The sequence below is a fragment of the Hyunsoonleella pacifica genome, assembly GCF_004310335.1.
GTDB lineage: Bacteria > Bacteroidota > Bacteroidia > Flavobacteriales > Flavobacteriaceae > Jejuia > Jejuia pacifica.
Window position 1 is genome coordinate 134,961 of sequence record NZ_SIRS01000007.1, and the last position, 19,588, is coordinate 154,548.

Genomic DNA, 19,588 nt, shown 5'->3' on the forward strand with positions numbered 1-19,588 from the left:
TTACTTTATTACTATACGCTTTACTAACCTATCATTATCATTAGTTAGTTCTAGAAAATAAATACCTTGATTAAACCTTGAAAAATCAATTTGATTTCGTAAAATTTTACCTTTATCTAAAATTTGTCCTTGTATATTAACTAAAATATATTCAAGGTTTTGAACATTAGATTGAATATTAAAAACACCTTTACTTGGGTTAGGATATACTACTACTTTTTGATTTGTAAAATCACTAGTACTTAAAGATGATTTAAGCTCAAATTCAATTTTATCAGGCTCACTTGATAACGATCTTTTTTGAGTAATTCTAACGGTATTTTCTCCTTGGTTTAGAGTAATGTCTGGAATCCTTGTTTCTAGATAGATATTCCAATCAAAAGTTCTTGTTATTAAGACATTGTTGTACAAAGTTCCATTAATTTCAATATCCATAATGGAGTCATCCCTATTCCTATTTGCAGCTAAAAGAATAAAATCATAAGTACCAGCAGTGGTAACTTGAAATTTATGTTCTATAAACTGATTTGAAGAAAAAGAATCTATATATTCTCCTCCAGAAGCTGAAGCACTAGTACCAACGTTAATATTACTTGAAGCTGTGGTATAATCTTCTGCCTCTAATGATATTAAAACCGGGGCATCAATTTCAGATAATGTGAACTCTTGAAAATACAATGGACGCTTATCCCCCACTCCTGGTGTATTGTTTCCAGTATTTTCCATGAGATAAACATATAGTTTATCTCCAGTAACAAATGCATCAAAATGAGCAAAGTTGATAGATTCTGTTCCAGTGTAAACTATTTTCCAATCATTTTGTCCTTCTAATGTCGTTTTTATATTCACTTTACCCCCTAAAAGCTCCACCATGAATACATGATTTTTATAACTGTAAACTTCTCCACGAACTTGTGGATTAGGAATTAATCCACCTGCAGCACTTGAAAAATTAGCATCTGAAGCAAGTTTATAATAATGTACATTTATATTATCAACTCTGGTAATAAAATGTACGGCACCGCTTTCTGTAACAGTCCATGACGGATCTGAAGATGTTCTAGGCAAAGTAGCAGTACCATGATCATCCCCTGGTTGTGCTACCTGAACTGGATCTAAGTTTGGATTAATATTATTTCGTACTGGGAGAGAAATAGGATTGTCGTTAACATCAAACCACTGAGTAGATTGATTTTTTGGGATTTCATTTGTATACGCATAGTATAAACCACTATTTATTAGGTAGCCATTACTTGTACTACTTTCTTTATTTGTAGCATAGCGGATAGAAAAACCAGAATAAAATTTACCGTTTAGAAAACGTTCTCCACCATACATGTTATTTCTGTTTGGTAATGGTAATGTCCCTTCATGAAATAACCAGTTATTAGACCATTCAGTACCGTTGTAATGTGCCATAAATATATCTCCATTTCCAGAACCGCCTTTTCTATATCTAGTAACCAAACTTCCATCATCTGCTCTATGAAGCATAGGATAAGTCATACGCTCGTAATTTTGTCCAGATTTTAAAAAGTTCCGTTTCGGCTCAAAAATGTCTAGAGTAAATTCATTATCAGGTACAAAAGCCATTTCTTTTTTTGAAACAGAGTAGTTAAAGAATACAGTTGGTAAAGCACTTTTACTGTATGCGTGTAAATCGTAAATAATATGAATTGTATTATCTATAGTACTTATACCTATTGCAGCTGTATTATGAGAATCTCCCCTAATACCTGTACCATTGAAAAGCTCTCCTCCTTGGCCTATATGTTTATGAGGGAACTCTATAGTAACCCAATTAGAATTTGGTACATTGAGGTTTTTTCTTGACAACATCAAGTTACGTTTATCCATTCCGCCTTTATACCAGGTCACAAATGCATAACCATTTATAACATCTACACAATCTCCGTGAGGCGATATTCTTTGCGCAAATCTATAGTTTACATCTCTAGTCCCTGCAAAAAATAAGCCTCCTTCTCCATCGCTAGATACTCTGGTTGAACTATCTAATGTAGGAACTAATTCTTTTTGAGCTCCAACTAAAGAATAAAAAAATAATAATAACAAACATAACCCAAAGTAACCTTTTTTCATTTTTATTAAAATTTTATCTTTATTTTTTTTTATAACTTGCAAAAAAAGCCAGTAAATATATAATCTTACTGGCTTTTTTTACTACTCATTTTCTTTTAAAATGAATTTATTTTAAGTTGGATGGTATGCATACCCGGAGCTAGTCTTATAGATTCAAATGCCGAAGGCACTTTTTCGCCATTATGAATTAAGTCTTTTCCACCTAAATCATTTAACGAAAATTCGCCAACCATATTTCCTGGAATTTCAATTTCGTAGGTTTGCAATCTTTTTCCATTGTAAGTGTACTTAGCTTTAATTTGCCCTCTTACAGTTGGTACAGTAATCTCACTTGATCTTAATCTACTCATTTGTGGTTTGATAGTAACAACGCCAAATCCAGGTGTTTTAGGTTTTATACCCCATAAACCACGTGGTATAACGTTTGCTGGTGCTGCACCCCAAGCGTGATTCCAATCTAAGTTAACTTTATACTCATAATCCCAAGCTTCTAAACTAATTGTTGAGCCTATTCTAATCATATTATACCAACTTCTTTTGGCTTTGCTAGCTAATAGCTCTAAAGCATAATCTGCCTCACCTGCATTGTATAAACCATCCATCAAAAATTGAGCACCATAAACACTACAAGCCATTCCTCTAGATTTAACATAGTCTACAACAGAACTAAAGTGTTCTTCCGGCACAAGCCCAAACGCCAAAGGCATCATATTTGCGTGTAAAGAGGCGTGATCTGTACCAATGCCATCTACATAGATGCCACGCTCTTTGTCGAACATTTGTTCGTTAACTGCTTTTTTAGCTTTTGCAGCTCTATATTCAAAATCTAAGGCTTCTTGTGTTTTTCCTAATAAGGTAGCAAACTCAGCCATAATTTTCATGTTCTCATAAAAGAACGCATTAATAACTGTACTGTAAGGTTTAAATACAAAACCATCGCGTTCTCCTTTTGTTTTACTTCCAGCAAAATTCTTTGAAGGCCAATCTACAATATCAGTTAATGGTTTTTTATAACCTTTTTCGAATCCCAGCTTATACATAAACTCTTCGGTAACTTTTGTTGATGTAATTAACCCGTCTTCATTAGATAATTCAAAAAGCGTTTTATGTTTTAATGGTTCGTAATAACGTTCTATCAATTCAGTATTTCCAGTATACATATAATCTGCATAGATTAATAACGCCACATGTTGTTGCCATTCTGTTGGCCATGTTGGATGCTCCATAAAATACTCAATAGTGCGTCTTGCTATTGCATACTCCCTGTCTGTAGTGTAGTGACTTAACTGATTTAAGTATGCATCGGCTTCATAAGGAATACGTTCTCTATCGCCATCTACATACAACCCAGCAAATGTGGTTGCCTTAATAGAGTATTTACAAAAATCCCATACTTGATTTAAAATATCGTTATTACTTTTGAAACTACTTGCTGAATCATCCCAATAGCTGGTATATCTTAATTGTTCAAAATCTTCTGCTTTTAAAATTGTTTGAGCACCTTCAACTTCTGCATATCTAAAGGGTTGTAAAACTGGCCATCCCTCTTGCAAAGGAATAGCTTTACTAGGGCCTTTCATACGCTTGTCTGGAACTGGATTTATCTCTATTTGGTATTTTGTTTTTCCAGGAGTTACATCAACCTTAATTTCTTGATAACGAATGTTACTTTTTGCTGGAGGTGTTCTATTTACATTTCCTTTATCATCAAGCATTTCGCCTATTCTAACGGTTAATGTGTGCGGTTCTTTAGCTTCATAGTTAAAATCTATCGTCGCAAAGGCAGCCTTTCCAAAGTCCATAAAATAGAAATCTCCTCTATTTTCGATTTTAAGTGGATTTACTTTATCTATAAGGTATTTATTTTCTGTTGAAATGATATAGTCATCTGGCTTTCCTGTTGTAAATTTTTGAGCTTTAGAATAATCAACAAGTCTATTTTCTTGCTCCCAAATTCTAACTTTCCAATAGTATTCTTTTCCTATTTCTAATGGATTGCCTCCATATTCAACATCTGTAGATTTTGTAGAAGCAACACGCCCACTATCCCAAACGTCTCCATTATTTTGATCAATATCCTTTTTATTAGATGCTACTAATATTTGGTAAGCACCTTGAAATTTAGAACCTAATGGTACGGTCCAACCAAATTCAGGTTTTAAATCAAATATTTCAACATCCGTAGAAGGTTTTCTTATTAATTCTACAGTTAAATCGGTTGGAGCTGCTCTGTATTCATTACTGTTTTTCTTAATTAGTTCATCAAGCTTAGCTCTTAATTTATTAGCAGTTTCTCTATACTTTTTCTTTCCTATAAGATTTTTAGTCTCTAAAGGATCTTTTTCTAAATTGTATAACTCCTCGATAGATTGATCATTAACATACCTGAAATATTTCCATTTTTTTGTACGTACACCTTCACTTGGTGGAATTTCACTAAAATTCCAAATGTGCTCTATTAGAATGGTATCTCTTGCTATGCTATTGGTTTCTTTTTTAACAATAGGCAATAAACTTTTACCTTGCCATGTATCTGGTGCTTCTACGCCAGCTAAATCAGCAATAGTTTGAGGCACATCAATATTTAATACCATATCATCAATATCTTGATGTTGGTTTTCTCTTGGGTCAAAAACAATTAATGGAACACGGATAGAATTCTCATACATTAACCATTTTCCTGCAAACTGGCGTTCCCCTAAAAAGTAACCGTTATCACCCATTAGTATAATAACTGTATTTTTATCTACACCCTTTTCCTTAAGTTTTTCACGAATCTTCTTGATTTCTAAATCTATCCCAGAAATCATTCTATAATACCCTTTTAAACTATGTTGGTATTTTTCAGGCGTATCATAACGCCAAGTCCAACGTAATCTATTAAAACCATCTCTTACAATTTTTGGTTGTGCTAAGAAATACTTATCGTCGCCTAGTTCGGGTTCTGGTATCGTTGTACTTTCTAGCATTTGATCCATTTCAGACTGCCAAAAATATTGTTCTGGAGCTCCATCATGAGCGTGGGGCGCACTGAAACTTAGCGACAAACAGAACGGTTTATTATTAGAAGCATTTTTGTCAATAAAATCTATGGCTTGTTGTCCTGTATATCGTGTTAAATGTACCGTATCATTATCTATTGTTTTATAGTAATAGCCTCTGCGATCTTTGTAACGATTATTCCTGTCATAAGACTCATATTCATCAAATTGCTTATCTAAATCGTTGTAACGCACACCATACTTTCCAAAAAAACCTGTATAATACCCATTATTTTTAAGTAATGTTGGATATGAATTTGCCATATACTCCTCCCTTACATTCCCAGTTTGGAAATTATAGTTATGTGACCTTTCATGTAAACCTGTCCATAAAGATGCTCTACTAGCAGCACAAATAGGCGTCGTTACTATAGCGGTATTAAAGTAGGTTCCTGATTTAGCCAAATTATCCATTTCAGGTGTTTCAACAAACTCGTTACCAGCATAACCAATGGCATCAAAGCGCTGATCGTCGGTTAGAATGAAAATGATGTTTGGTTTTTCGCCACTATTTTGTTGTGCTGTAATAATATTTAGACTACAACTCAACGCGAGAAGAACTAATAAAAAACTTTTTTTAAGCATAAATAAACGTCTTAGGTATTTAATTTTTTCAATGAATAGTTATACAAAATTCATAGCTCATAAAATTATAGTTTTTTACATCAGAAGCTATCCTGTTGTATCCTGAAACTATAATCAGCAAGATTAGATAGAGAGATTAGAATTTTATACTAACTGTGAGTTTATGATATTACCAATTATCCGTTCTAAAAACAGAAATAGGTAATCCTGACTTTGTTTTAAGATTACTTTCATAACAAGCTTCAAAACCATATCTAATGGCAACTGGTGTTTTTACATTTTGGCTAGATAAAGTGATTTGTTTTCCATTTTTGTGAAATACAACATTTGCAGGATAAAATATTTTATCAGCTCCTGCAATAGCAAACCCTTTTACGTTTTTAGTATTTATAAACTTATCTTTTTTATAAAATTGAAAATAAAGATTTACTTCACTATTAGTTATTTCATAAGATTTCAATTCTGCACTTTTAAAAGCTATTTTTTTAAAATTATATTGATTTGCTAAGGCCCAATTTGAAAGTCGTTTTGCTACAATTTCTTTTTTTGAAGGATGTATATCACTACAGTCTCCAGCATCTGTAGTAACAACTAAACCTGTGTTTTTTATTTCTTGAGCCGTTTGTAGTTGAGCTTCTCTTATTAAATTGGGTCTAAGAGAAGTGCCTTTTTTATGTTTTTTATAGTTATAAGGTGCAATTTGCACAAAATAAAATGGAAGTTTATCGTTTTTCCATTGTAGTCTCCAAGAACTAATTAAATCTTCCATATAGTTTTTATATGGTTTGGGTTGTGTTCTATTAGATTCTCCTTGATACCACAAAAAACCTTTTACAGTAAAATCTTGAAAAGGATGCACCATTGCATTATACAAAAAAGCAGGTTTCTTTTGTTTGTTTTCCTCTTTAGGTAAATTATCAGAAAATTTAATGTCGTTATATTTAAGTAAAACCTGTTTAGGAATCCAGCTTTCTATTCTCGTACCTCCCCAAGCGGATTCTATAATACCTATAGGAACATTTAGTTTTTCGAATAGTTTGGTTCCAAAAATATAGCCAATAGCACTAAATTTTTTAGCACCGTCTTTATCAGACACACTCCATTTACCATTAACATTAAAACTAGGCATAACACTAGCTGATCTAGCATTATTTAATAATCTGATGTATTTATTATTTGATTTTAGAAGATAGTCTTCTGCATGTAATACTTTAGATTGCCTCAGCCCCTGTAAAGGCATTTCCATATTTGATTGTCCTGAACAAAACCAAACTTCTCCAATTAAAATATTACAAAGTGTAATAGAAGTACTTCCTTTAATTTGCAATTCTTCTGGGTTAAACGAAGCTTTTTTTGTTTTGATTGTTGTCTTCCAAAAACCATCTGAATTAGCTATTGCTTTAGCTTTTGCACCCCAACTGGAAAGTATCTCTATTTTAGTTCCTGGATTATCTTTACCCCAAATAGAAACATGTTCTCTCTGTTGTAATACCATATTATCCCCAAAAACAGCCGAAATTTCTATTTGACTTTGTAATGATAAAGTACAAAGGATAAAAAATGAAAGCGCTATTTTAATATAGGACAGCATACCTAACCTAATATATTGTTATCCCATTTTACGATTTTATTGTTATACATAGCATCTAAACCCATTTGTACACAAATTGAAGTTTTAGCACCAGTAATTACATTTGATAGTGGATTTGTATTATTGATTATCGCTGTTTTAAAATCCAATAATGCTTGTTTACTTGGATTTAAGTGCTCCAAATTAATACGCATCCCTTTTTCTGCATCCCATTGGGCTGTTGCTCCACTAACACCATCTACATCATCAATTACTCTATTTTCTCGTTTACCCTCTGGATAAAACCATGCATGTTTTGTATCAATTATAATCGTCCCTTTATCTCCTATTACTTTAATTTGATACCCATCTTTTGCATTACTAGTTAAACATGTAAAAGATGCTTTAACTCCACTTTTGTAACTATATATAAGATGAACATTATCATAAGTTTCCCTGCCATCTTTCCAATAGTTAACGCCTCCAACACCTGTAACTTTTTCAGGTGTTTCATCTAATACCCAATTAGCAAAATCTATTTGATGCGAACATAATTCTGCAAGAAGTCCACCTGAAAACTCTCTATACATTCTCCAGTTAATGGCTCTCTCAAATTTTGGATCAGAAACAGGACGCCTCCAGTTGCCATGCCTGTTCCATTGACATTCAAAAGCTGAAATTCTACCTACTTTTCCATTCTTAATTAGGTCTACCACATGGGTATACAACCTAGAACTATGATACTGATGACCTGTTTGAAATATGGTATTTGAACTTTCAGCTTTATCCACTAATGCTCCAATACTCTCATATCCTTTTGCTAATGTTTTTTCACAATACACATGTTTTCCAGCGTCAAGCGCATCCATAGCAATTTTAGCATGAGTACTAAAAGGTGTTGCTACTATTACAGCGTCAATATCCTTATTATCTAAAAGTTTAAGATAATCAGCATATCCTTTTGAATTTGAGTTTACTCTAGATAATCCTTTTTTTAACCTAAAAGGCAATATATCGCATAAGCCAACAATGTTTATACCTTCTATTGAATTAATTATTGAACTTAGACCAGCACCTCTATTTCCTGTACCAATAACACCAATATTTATGGTATCATTAGCTCCCAAAAAAGATAATGGTTGAGCATACAAATATCCAGCACCAGTGACTCCCAAAGTTGTTAGCCCCGCTTTTTTTATAAACGATCGTCTTTTCAATTTCTATAGTTTTGGTTCCCACCCTGGTTCATAAGCTCTGGACCAAAGTTTCATAGCTTCTCTATCAAAAATCTTTCCAGAATTTTCATCAACATTAAAACCTTTATTAACTCGATAAGAAATATTTGCATAATGTGTCAACATTTGAGAAATAGCTCCTACTTCTATATGTGAATTAAGCTTTTCTTTACCTCTAATAGCATCAAAAAAGTTAACTACATGCCTCGTAGATAAATCTCCTCCACCTCCTAGGGCAGTACCTCCTTCTTTTCCATCAGATTTATTTTCCTTTATTAGTTTTCCTCTAAGGTCATAAAGTTCATATCCATTTCTGTCTACAATTACAGATCCTTTAGACCCATAAATAATAGTTCCACGTCCTCTTCCGTATTTTGAATATCCATTTCTACTACTACCATCCCACTGGATCATTTTATTGTCAGCAAATCTATAATTAGCTTCCATGGTATCGTACATCGCCCACCCGTCATCAATAAATTGATGTTTTCCAGCAATAACATCTACATATTCTGGATATTTTACATCTAATGCCCATCTAGCAATATCCAATTCGTGAGTGGCGTTATTACCCATTTCTGCAGTACCGTAATCCCAACCATACCAATGCCAGTTATAATTCCAAGTATCATGCATATAATCTTTTCGTGGTGCAGGTCCTTGAAATAAGTTCCAATTCAATCCTTCAGGAGGTGTTGATTTTACTGGTTTTGGCACTTTACCACGCCCATTAGTATAAAATGCAATGGCTTTATAAGCATGCCCAATAATGCCATTGTGGATTTCGCTAATAATCTCGATACTTTGTGGAGAAGACCGCTGTTGGTTTCCCATTTGTACCACTTTATTATATTTTTTTTGAGCCTCAACAATAAGTTCACTTTCTCTAGGATTATGACTACAGGGCTTCTCAACGTAAACATGCTTACCTGCTTTCATGGCCATTATAGCACCTGGTGTGTGCCAATGATCTGGAGTTGCCATAAATATAGCATCTACATCTTTGTCTTCAATAATGTTTTGAATATTACCCTCTAATGCTATCTTGTAATCAATCTTTTTTCCAACCTTATTAGCAGCTTTACTCATTTGGCTAGGTAAAACATCACATAGATATTTTAAACGTACATTATTCTCTTTAGAAGCAATACCTCCAATAAATGCACCATATCTCCTACCGAGTCCTTGTATGGCAACATTAATTCTATTGTTAGCTCCAATAATGTTACTATAACTTTGAGCAGACATTGCATTAACCCCTCCTGCCAAACTAACACCAACACCTGCTAAGGCAGTCTTTTTTATAAAATTTCTTCTTTTATTTTGCATTTTTATCTTTTTTAGAAGCGTGAATTTTAATTTTAATGTTTCTAAAAGCTACTTTATCTCCATGATCTTGAAGTAAAATTTGACCTTTTTCTAATAGTCCAAAATTAGGCCATTTAGCATATTTACTTTCCGAAACTAATTTTAAAAATTCATCACTTCCTCTCTCATATTCTAAAACCTTAATATCATTTACCCAATGTTCAACATGATTATTTATTGATTTAATATAAGCCGTATTCCATTCCCCAATTGGTTTTATAGGTTTGTTTGGATTTGCTTTTATTAAATCGTATAAAGAACACACAGTTCTACTACCCTCGTGAGATCCTCGTTTAGCGTCTTCGTGTAGTTCATCATCTAAGATTTGATATTCAAGACCAATTGAAGATCCTGGCCCCTTATTAATTTCAGTATCTACATAATATTTTATACCGCTATTTGCTCCAGATGTTAATTTAAAGTCTACTAGTAATTCAAAATTACTATAATCTTCGGTTGTTACAATATCTCCTCCAGCTGCTGATTCTGCACCTCCTGACGCTAAAACAATAAGTTCTCCATTTTCAATAACCCAACCAGACTCAGGAAACTTATCCAACTTTGCGCCACGCCAACCTTTTGTTGATTTACCGTCCCAAAGCATTTTCCAACCAAATCTTTTCTCATTAAATGTAAGATTGTTTTTTGTGATTATTGGTTCTAATGTAGATTTAGTTGCATATTTTTCTAAGTGTTCTGTTAAAATTTTAGCATCCTTCCACATTACTGTTTTACCTAATTTTTCTTTTTTATTACCAATAGAATGTACTTGAAGTCCTATAAATCCGGATGGTGTTTTATCATCAACCAAATACGATGCTGGCACTCCATTTATCCATGTTTTAATAGTATCAGCTATGGCTTCAACTCGGTAATGATTCCATTCATTTTGTTTAAAAGCCTGTTGAGCTTTTGGATTATCCACTAGTGGATTTAACCATTTACGCCTTTTTTCATCATAAATTCCTCCACTCCATGCTCTTTTAGATGGATCTATTTCCACTTGATAGCCATGAACCATACCATCTCTATAATACGGTAAACTATTACTACGTATTTGGATACCTGAGTTCATTGTAGAATCTACTTTAAAATCAATTTCAAAAATAAAATCATCATATATTTTATCTGTAGTTAAAAATGTATTTGGAGTATCAGCTACTGTTGTACCAATTACGACACCATCATTAACTTCATAAGTAGCATTACCTCCTAAAATTGTCCATCCCTCTAGTGAATCATCTTTAATCAATTCTATCCAAGGTATTTCGGCCTTTTTTGTACTGCAGGATAATATAAAACAGGATGTAATAATTAGTAATAATTTAGTTGTGATTGGTTTCATATTTTATTTTATAATAAGTTATTAATAAATGTACAGATAAATAAAAAAATAACCTCCATTTTAAAACTTAATTTTAAGTGGAGGTTATACTTGACTAACTCAATTAACTACTTTATTTAAAACGTAATTAAACGTATATTTAATATATGCCCTAACAAAATATCAGGGCAATTTTATTGATTTTTTTTAAAACTAAAAGACTCTTATTTTTTTTAAAATTAAAATATTCTCCACAAGTAACCATCCTGTTGTATCCTGAAAATTTTATTTCCAATACCAACATTTTAAGATGTATAATTTCTTATGCCAGTGACTAAAACTAAAATCAAGAGCAAAAAAATCTTAATTTTACTACAGACAAAAAAAATGGTAAGAATTAAATTCTTACCATTTTTTTAACATATGTTTTGAAATATGAGACTAAGGTGTTGTTAATTCAACGGTAAACTCCTCAAACTTAACATCTCTGTTTCTAATTACTAAAGTATCTCTTACTGTATGTAGTAAATCAACTGTTGTTCGAGAAACTACTTGCCCAAAGACACGTTGTTCTACAACTTGAACATCTCTATACTCATATTCCAAGTACATTACATTACGTCTTTCTCCTCCCCATTCATCACCATCTTCTACCCAACTTCCAGTACCAGTTACCGTGAAATTATCTCCTTCAACATTTTCAATCGCGATATTACCACTAGCATCAAATGTCATATTAAGATTCACGTTATCCTCACTAGGTATATCTCCTCTTCTAACACGGTTAGTAACTGTAGCAGTATTTCTTCCTGTAGTTGTCACTGGAACAATTTCATCTCTCACAATAAATTCTGCTCTATAAACAGAAGTAGTATCAATATTAGTAGTTTCTGTTGCTCCAGTTGCAAGAGTAACTGTTTCTGAAGTTCCAACAATCCTATCTCCTCCACGGCGTAAATAAACACCTTGATATTCATTCATAAACTTAATCCCAAAAAGTGTATAATCTTTAGGTAAGGTAACCCAATCCTCATTTATTATCTTTCTTGGATTATCCACAGCGGGCACTCCTGTTAAAAGAGAATCTAATACCTCAAAATCTGTAATTCTTAAAGGAATTACATAATGTGTTTCATTTTCTCCAGCGAAAGAAAGTGTATCATTAAAAAATGCTTCTTCTAGTTGAATAGGAATACGACCATTTATAGAACCTGCTGGAATGGTAACAGGGCTTTGCTGTTCTATAGTGTAATAGGATGGAGGTAATATTTGTACGTTTACAGAATCCGCACCTAATGCAGCTGCATCTATCAATTCTGGAGCTAATTCAAAATGCACTCTTCTATCTGTTTGATTTTCAAACACACCAGACATTACTACGCCTATTTCAAATCGGCCATTGTTATCATTATCATTAAAGCCTAAATCGTACTCACCCAGAACCAAAGTTCTAGCAGGCGTTTGGAATGGAAAGAACACCGAAGTTGAGCCAAAATCTTCAGCCACGAATTCTTGATTCTCGCAAGCCATTAAACTAAAGGCTATAGCAAATATTATTATTAATTTAATTTTCATGTTTAATATTTTTAATTCTTTTAAAAGTATGCAATTATTTTACCAACCCATATTCTGTTCTAGTGCTGGAAATCTCAAGATTTCTGTATTGGGTATAGGCATGTAAGTCGCAAACGATGGATAATTCCTCGTCTCAACAGGTATACCTAAAGTATAATTCGTTCCATCAAAGAAAGCTCCTTCAGCTGTTTCGTTTAAAGATACTCCCCATCTTCTTAAGTCCCAAAATCTATGACCTTCAAAACTCAATTCTAAACGTCGTTCATTTCTGATTAACTCACGCATAGCTTCCATTGATGTTATTGATGCTAAATAGTTATCTGGTTGGGCTAGTCCAGCTCTTTCTCTTATTGCTGCAATTACATCTCGAGGCGTCATACCATTTATTTGCTGATCTGGACCACCAATTTCATTAGCAGCTTCAGCAAAAATTAAGAATAACTCTGTATATCTAAAATAAACACTATAGTGTCTTTGATTAACTGTAGAACCATCATTATTTAGCCTAACATCTGGACGTAATGTTTTTTTAAGATAATAACCTGTTTGAGTTGAAAATTCAGGAATGGAATCTAATCTATCAATTCCGCCGCCAACACCTGTATTAATAGTTCCGCCACCAAAAGAAGTCCCATTGAGTACTACAAATTTATCTAATCTAGGATCTCTATTTGCATAAGGGTTTTGCGGATCGTAACCATTAGCTGTTGTTGCAGGAAATCCACTTTGCATAGGAAATGCATCAACAAAGTTTTGTGTCGGATTTACACGACCTAAACCATTTACAGAAGGTGGAAATATACTACGCTCAGTAGAAGAACTTGGAGTATTCTGTATAGAACTTCTCCAAATCATTTCTTCATCATTATTTTCATCATAGGCTACATAATAATCTACGCCATTAGCCGCTAAACCAGAAACACCTCCAATAGTATTTAACAGTTCACTAGCATCTGTTGCTGCCATATTATAATAACCTTGATCATTTAAGAATGATGGACTGGCAGCAAAAAGAGCTAAACGCGCCTTTAAAGCTCGTACTATTCTTCCTGACATTCTTAGATTATACAGATTTCCATTAACTACATCATATTTATTAAAGTCGAAACCTGCATATATCGGGTCTACGTCTCCAGCACTTAATCCATAATCAGTTGGTAACAATGCAAGTGCAGCATCAAAATCAGCCATAATAGCTTCTACTGTAGCTTGAAATGACAAACGAGGTAAGTTAAAATTTCCATCAGATTCTATAAACTCTGTGATATAGGGCACACCCAATAATTCTCCTGAAGTACCAATACCTGCATGAGCTTGTAATGCATAGAAATGGTGCAAACCTCTTAAAGCAAGAGCTTCTCCTTCCATACGCAAGTAAAACATCTCATTTATCTCTTGGTCTTGAGACCATACTATTTCTCCGGCTTCAATAACTTCCAAAAATTTATTTAGCCATAATACACTTTCAAAATTATTCCAACGTGCTAACGGATTATTAAACTGTGAGTTTAACTCCCCAAGAGCCATACGTTTAAAGCTATTACTTAATTGATTAGTTACTGCATCATCAGTTGCAGCTTCACTGAATGAAAACTGATTTGTTAAACGTGAATAACCATTTAATAATAAACCTTCTGCTGATGCAGGATCACTACTTATAAAGTCAAAGTCTAATCTATTTTCATCAATAGGCTCTAAAATAGTATCACAACTAATTATGCTTATCAAAACAAACATAATTGTTATATATTTTGTTATATTTTTCATTTTATATATCTAATTTTTTATTTTATTAAAATGACATTCTTATACCTAATGTGTAGCCTCTAGCCTGAGGATTCCCACCGATAGTAAGCTGACGAATGTCTCTATTTTCAGATATTTCAAAAAGATTAGTCCCTTGAAAATTAACACTAAAATCTTGAACACCTATTTTATCACATAAAGCATCAGTAAACTCGTATGTTAGCTGGGCACGGTTTATTCTGAAAAAACTGTTATCATATAGCCAAAACGTAGACTGCCTGAAGTTATTTTGATTATCTCCTGATGATAATCTTGGGAATGTTGCCGTATTCGCTGTTTCTGGTGTCCAACGTCCTAATACTACTTCAGAGTATTTATCAGTACCATTAGGGGCATAATAATTATTAAAACCACTAAATAGTTTAGAACCAACCGCTCCTGTTTGCCCTGTACCCAAGACAAATAAATTAAATCTTTTATATTTTAAATTTAGATTAATCCCATAGGTCCAAGGACTAAAAGATTCCCCGATAGCTACTTGATCATCTTGATCAATAACACCATCATTATTTTGATCCGCATACCTTATATCTCCTGGCTGTACTGCACCAAAATTTGGTACTGGCAAACCGTCATTTAAAACTAGATCACCTTCAGTATTTGTTGTAAAATCAGACTCTGAATAGAAACCCAAGTCTTGTAATCCAAATATTGAGGATAAATCAAGTCCTTGTCTATTTTGATACTCAAACTCGTTAGTCTCAGATCGTTTTAATGCTTCTCTTTGTGTATATAGAACGTTAGCACCAATACCGACTGAAAAATCATTAAAGGTTTTGTTGAAGTTAAGCCCTAATTCTAAACCAGTATGTAAGTTCGAATTAAAATTATTTAATGGTCTAAAATCCTGATAATATGATGGATATTGATCTGCTAAAAACACCAATTGTTTATCAAGCTCTGTTCTAAAATAATTAGCTTCTATCCAAAGTGAATTCATTAAATAAGTTTCTAACCCAATATTTAAATCAATACGCTCTTCATAGCCTAAGTTAAGATTCTCTCCTTGAGAAATACCTTGTCTAGCATTTGAAAATGTATTATCTGCCCATGAAAAACCACCAGAAGCAAAATAATTTTCATCATATAAAAAGTAACCAAACCTTTGGTCAGATTTTATAATACCTCCGGAAGCTTTTAACTTTAGATAATTGACAAAATTAGAATCTTTCAAGAATGATTCATTACTTAAAATATAACCTAAGCCAATTGTTGGAGAGAAACCACCTCTATTTCCTTCAGGTAATTTTATGGAGTGTATATAAGATCCAGAAAAATCAACAAAAAGGTTTTTCTTATAATCATAAGTCATTTGAAATCCTATATGGGAATCTCTATCAGTTTGAACTGCCCCTGATCTTTTTTGTGAATTATAATACCCCAAAAGGGTTGTGTTTATAGAATGATTAGTAGCAAACGTTTTTTCATAATTTATTAAAGCGTATGTCCCTAATCTGGATAAAAATCCATTAGAATTTACATTCTCTGAAAGATCTCTTTCATCCACACCAAAAGTATTTAAAGGTGCTGATGGATCAACATTGTTTAAGAATTCAGTAACACCATAAGTTCTAAAATCATTGTTTATTGATATGGTAAATGCGTCCAAGAAATCAAAACTTAGGTATGTTTTTGCAGATAATCCTTCAGTAATTCCAGAAAGATCAAAATTTATAGCGTTATTAATTTGGGTAACACGAAATCTTCTATCTAAATACCCACCTGCTATTGCAAGTGCTAGAGGCGCATTATCTCCAATTTGTTGCGCAGAACCTAATAAGTTCCCATTAAAAACATTAGCACCAGCTAATAAGGTTGCTAACTCTGGATTGTTTGTTGTATCAATACTACTTACTGGAACTAAAGGTGCATAATCAAAAGGCAAAAATGTAGTTGCTGCGCTTAATATATTAGCTCTAGAACTTTTATTAGAAGCTATGATTGCAACACCATCTATACTACTGGTAATCCAATCGTTAACTTTAAAATCTATATTACCTCTAACATTAAAACGATTATTACCTGCATTTATATCTTCATTAATATCTACCCAGTTCTCACCATAAACCCATCCTACATTTACATAGTATCTTGATTTATCAGTACCTCCAGAAAACTCTGAAATAACATTCGTACTATTAACAAATGGTTGTACAAATTCATACAAATCAACATCTGGATACTGTATAGGGTTAGTACCGCTTCTAGTGTTTTGGATTTGATCTACTCCAAATAAAGGATCTAAACCGTCGTTTGCTCTAGCCTCATTACGAAGTATCATAAAGTTTGCAGCATCCAGGTAATTAGGTAATGCTACAGGTCTACTAAAACCAGAGCGTACATTTACATTTACCTCTTTTTGGTTAATTTTACCTCGTTTTGTATTAATAACAATAACGCCATTTCTACCTTGGCTACCATACAATGCCACAGCATTTGCATCCTTTAAAACAGTTATTTGCTCTACTTCTTCCATGTTTACAAGACCAATGTTACGTCCAAAAACACCATCAATTACAACAAGCGCACCTCCTAAACCTCTAATATTAGTTGCACCTACTACACCTGGCGTTAATCCAGCAATATAATTGCTCACAACCTGCGTATTATCATACGTTAAACGGTCTCTAGTATTTGTTGATGATATTGCTCCTACAATGTCTCGCTTATCTTTAGTAGCAACCCCCATATTTATTTCGTCATCTTCTGAAGCTAAGAATTCTGATTTTACTAGAGTAATATTACCTGTAATATTAGATAGACTAAGAAGCTGCGACTCGTAGCCCTTCTTCTTTATAACTACCGCTTCATCGTCAGGCAAAGTAATGTTAAATAGACCATCACTATTAGTGGATGCTCTAGAACCCTTAGGACCGTAAATATTAACTTCACTTAAAGGGTTTCCTTGTTCATCAACCACGGTTCCTGATACCTCGGTACCGCCCGATTGAGCTGTTACCATACCACAAAAGCATAACATGGCAAGGCATACGAGAGTATAAAACCTATATATTTTATTTATCTTCATTTTATTTTCTTTAGTATTTAGTATTAGTTAAAACGAGTTTATAATTGTTTTACCAACCTGGGTTTTGAGGAAAGCCTTCATAAAACTGTGTTTGATTAGGTTCAAATGGTAACCAGTAATGTTTAGGATACTCACACACTCTGTCTACAAGTACAGCTTCTTCAAAGAACGTCCAACCCTGATCAAAATTAAATTTTGTTTTAATTCTGTATTTGTCTTCATGAGCAACTCCCCAACGGCGTATATCAACCCATCTATGTGCTTCCCAAGATAATTCTACAGATCTTTCACGTCTTAACTCATCCATAAACTTATTATTATCTGCGACAATAGCAGGGTTTACATTAGGCACCCCAGCTCTGGCTCTAAATATATTGACTACCTGTTCAGCAGTCAATGAAAAAGAACTAGGTGCTGTTGTAGCTCCTCTAGCAACATGAAGTGCTTCAGCATACATAAGGTATACATCTGTTAATCTCATATGAAGGCGTATACCCGTAAAATTTCTGATAATATTATTTCCAACCTGTGAATGGTGTTGACCATCAATTTCTGGATAAAACTTCTTAAACATGTAACCTGAAAAAGAATAATTAGGCCTATCACGATGCGCACCAGGATTACCACTTGCATCAACTGAATACAATTTTAAAGTTCTGTTTACAGCCGGTATACCTGCTCTTGTACCAAGAGTATCACGGTCAGCAAATATCCATGCGTAAAAACGAGGATCACGATTATCAAATGGTCTCAGAGGATTATAAGTTGGTGTACCATATACACCACTTATATCATCTTGTATGGATAATCCATTAGCCATTCCAAAATTATTGTGTATAAAATTATGAGTTGCACTTGTACATTGTGTACCACCAGATGCAATTGGTCTTGGCATCCCTGTGGACATAAAGCTCATTGTAGAACCAACATGAGATCCTGCAGAACCCGCAAAAATTAACTCTTTGGCCTCTGGCACTAATGCTGGCCAAGTATTTCTAGGTGTCTCCCACAAAACTTTTTTATAATCTTCCATGTTTGTGGCCAAACTATACTCACCGCCTTGTGCTAATTTAAGTACTTCTGCAAAAGCATCAACAGCCATATCAGCTAATTCTGTATCATACGTATACGTATTGATTCCAGGCTGATTATTAAAAAACATTAATGGACTCGCAGCTAACAATAAATTTTTACCTTGAAATGCGTAAGCGGCACCTTTTGTTAACCTACCAGCATTTTGACCTCGAGTAGCTAGTCCATAAGGCTCATTATCCCAATTAACAGGTAATAACTCTGCAGCCTTTTTGTAATCTTCATTTATTGATAAAGCCGCTTCTTTGTAAGTTTCTGGTCGTGGTATATCAATTGATCCTGTGAATACTTCTTGGATATGAGGAAAACGTCCCCAAAACTTCATAACTTCATTGTGAAAGAACGCTCTGAAGAAATAAGCCTGACCAAGGACAACATCCTTTTCAGCCTGAGTTAGCCCAACCATTAAATCTTCGTTTGCAATTACAACATTAGCCTTACGAATACCAAGCATACTAGCTCTCCATACTTTTGGTCTACCTCTACCTTGCTCTTCAGTAGTGCTACCAGCAGCTCCATTATTTTGATTTGTTTGAAACCTATTATTTTTATGTAAGTAGCTTAAGCTGTTTCCATCCCAACGATCTAATTCTCCTCTATCTATCTGAGTACTATACTTAAAAGTTTGAGTATTGTAACCATCATCACCATATATATAATCTTGAAAGGACCAACCATTTGTTCCGTAATCAACTACCAAATTATACATTTCCTCTACAAAACCTTGTGTCGTTTGAAAAGTTCCAAACACATCTTCTCTTTCAATTTGAGCCTCTAAAGGTATGTCTAAATAATCCTCGCAAGCAAACGATAATACTAGCCCTAGGATTAACACTATTTTTAATACATTATTTTTCATAATTC

General features: G+C 33.5%; 10 protein-coding genes. All 10 read right to left on the reverse strand.

The annotated features are described in order from the left end of the window. Window positions 1-2,100 (reverse strand): BNR-4 repeat-containing protein, encoded by a 2,100-nt coding sequence (locus EYD46_RS16385; protein WP_130938252.1) that lies wholly within the window; start codon window positions 2,098-2,100, stop codon window positions 1-3. Window positions 2,101-2,195: 95 nt separating this feature from the next. Continuing rightward, window positions 2,196-5,726: an alpha-L-rhamnosidase-related protein gene (locus tag EYD46_RS16390; RefSeq protein ID WP_130938253.1), complete on the reverse strand. Its 3,531-nt coding sequence runs from the start codon at window positions 5,724-5,726 to the stop codon at window positions 2,196-2,198. A gap of 169 nt (window positions 5,727-5,895) precedes the next feature. Further along, window positions 5,896-7,317 carry a sialate O-acetylesterase gene (locus EYD46_RS16395; protein WP_130938254.1) on the reverse strand — a complete coding sequence of 474 codons (1,422 nt, stop codon included), beginning with the start codon at window positions 7,315-7,317 and terminating at the stop codon, window positions 5,896-5,898. 2 nt (window positions 7,318-7,319) lie between these two features. Further along, on the reverse strand, window positions 7,320-8,513 hold the full coding sequence (locus EYD46_RS16400; protein ID WP_130938255.1) for a Gfo/Idh/MocA family protein: 1,194 nt from the start codon (window positions 8,511-8,513) through the stop codon (window positions 7,320-7,322). A 3-nt stretch (window positions 8,514-8,516) separates the two neighbouring features. Next, complete coding sequence (locus tag EYD46_RS16405; RefSeq protein ID WP_130938256.1) at window positions 8,517-9,860, reverse strand: Gfo/Idh/MocA family protein; 1,344 nt, start codon at window positions 9,858-9,860, stop codon at window positions 8,517-8,519. Then, window positions 9,850-11,244 (reverse strand): 3-keto-disaccharide hydrolase, encoded by a 1,395-nt coding sequence (locus EYD46_RS16410; protein ID WP_130938257.1) that lies wholly within the window; start codon window positions 11,242-11,244, stop codon window positions 9,850-9,852. Before EYD46_RS16410 ends, EYD46_RS16405 begins: the two co-directional genes overlap by 11 nt. Before the next feature lie 420 nt (window positions 11,245-11,664). Continuing rightward, the gene (locus EYD46_RS16415; protein ID WP_130938258.1) at window positions 11,665-12,798 is read right to left on the reverse strand and encodes a DUF5627 domain-containing protein; all 1,134 of its coding nucleotides are present in this window, start codon (window positions 12,796-12,798) and stop codon (window positions 11,665-11,667) included. Between the two features lie 39 nt (window positions 12,799-12,837). Further along, window positions 12,838-14,565, reverse strand: coding sequence for a RagB/SusD family nutrient uptake outer membrane protein (locus tag EYD46_RS16420; protein ID WP_130938259.1), 1,728 nt, complete (start codon window positions 14,563-14,565; stop codon window positions 12,838-12,840). Between the two features lie 25 nt (window positions 14,566-14,590). Then, entirely contained in the window at window positions 14,591-17,632 is a 3,042-nt protein-coding gene (locus tag EYD46_RS16425) for a SusC/RagA family TonB-linked outer membrane protein (RefSeq protein ID WP_130938260.1), read from the reverse strand. A gap of 49 nt (window positions 17,633-17,681) precedes the next feature. Continuing rightward, window positions 17,682-19,583 (reverse strand): RagB/SusD family nutrient uptake outer membrane protein, encoded by a 1,902-nt coding sequence (locus tag EYD46_RS16430; RefSeq protein WP_130938261.1) that lies wholly within the window; start codon window positions 19,581-19,583, stop codon window positions 17,682-17,684. Between the last annotated feature and the right edge of the window lie 5 nt (window positions 19,584-19,588).